The 1,488-nt window shown below is 61.4% G+C and carries 1 protein-coding gene; it reads left to right on the top strand.

Going from position 1 to position 1,488, the window contains the following annotated elements; translation table 11 throughout:
• Positions 1-17: 17 nt before the first annotated feature.
• Positions 18-1,488: primary-amine oxidase (locus ACFVSJ_RS24420; RefSeq protein ID WP_387439705.1), on the top strand; the 1,471-nt coding region annotated here is incomplete at its 3' end.

The following is a 1,488-nucleotide window of genomic DNA, read 5'->3' as shown; positions in this document are numbered from 1 at the left end:
AAACAAAGGAGTTAGTCGTGACTTTGAATGCTGAAACTGAGGCTTTGGTGGGTGTTTCGCACCCGTTGGATCCGTTGTCGCGTGTGGAGATTGCGCGTGCGGTGGCGTTGTTGAAGGAGGGGCCGGCTGCGGCGGAGTCGTTCCGGTTTATCAGTGTGGAGCTGCGTGAGCCGTCCAAGGATGATGTGCGGGCCGGTGTGGCGGTGGCTCGTGAGGCTGACGCTGTCCTGGTTGACCGTGCGCAGGCCCGGTCGTTCGAGGCCGTGGTGGATTTGGACGCGGGCACGGTGGATTCGTGGAAGCAGTTGGCTGAGAATGTCCAGCCGCCGTTCATGCTGGATGAGTTCGCTGAGTGCGAGGACGCGTGCCGTAAAGACCCCGAGGTCATCGCGGCGTTGGCCAAGCGTGGCCTGACCAACCTGGACCTGGTCTGTTTCGAGCCGTGGTCCGTAGGGTACTTCGGCGAGGACAACGAGGGCCGCCGCCTGATGCGGGCGCTGGTGTTCGTCCGTGACGAGGCTGATGATTCCCCATACGCGCACCCGATCGAGAACTTCATCGTGTTCTACGACCTGAACGCCGGCAAGGTCGTCCGCCTCGAAGACGACCAGGCCATCCCGGTCCCCTCCGCCCGGGGTAATTACCTGCCCAAGTACGTCGGTGAAGCCCGCACGGATTTGAAGCCGTTGAACATCACCCAGCCCGAAGGCGCCTCCTTCACGGTCACGGGTAACCACGTCAGGTGGGCTGACTGGTCCTTCCGGGTCGGGTTCACCCCGCGTGAAGGCCTGGTGCTGCACCAGCTCAAGTTCAAGGACCAGGGCGTGGACCGTCCGGTGATCAACCGTGCCTCGCTCTCGGAAATGGTCGTCCCCTACGGCGACACGGCCCCGGTACAGGCGAAGAAGAACGCGTTCGACTCGGGCGAATACAACATCGGCAACATGGCCAACTCCCTGACCCTGGGTTGTGACTGCCTCGGTGAGATCAAGTACTTCGACGGTCATTCCGTGGACTCCCACGGCAACCCGTGGACCATCGAGAACGCGATCTGCATGCACGAAGAAGACGACTCCATTTTGTGGAAGCACTTCGACTTCCGTGAAGGCACCGCCGAGACCCGCCGGTCCCGGAAACTCGTCATTTCCTTCATCGCCACGGTCGCGAACTACGAATACGCGTTCTACTGGCACCTGTTCCTCGACGGAAGTATCGAGTTCCTGGTCAAGGCCACCGGCATCCTCTCCACCGCCGGGCAACTCCCGGGTGAGACGAGCCCGTACGGGCAGTCGTTGAACAACGATGGCCTCTACGCACCCATCCACCAGCACATGTTCAACGTCCGCATGGACTTCGAACTCGATGGGGTGAAGAACGCCGTCTACGAAGTGGACATGGAATACCCCGAGCACAACCCCACCGGCACCGCGTTCATGGCCGTAGACCGGCTCCTGGAAACCGAGCAGAAAGCCATCCGGAAAACCGACT

This window comes from Paenarthrobacter sp. NPDC058040, assembly GCF_042885775.1.
Lineage (GTDB): Bacteria > Actinomycetota > Actinomycetes > Actinomycetales > Micrococcaceae > Arthrobacter.
The sequence above is the reverse complement of the archived record's forward strand: the minus strand, read 5'-3'. Positions and strand labels throughout refer to the sequence as shown.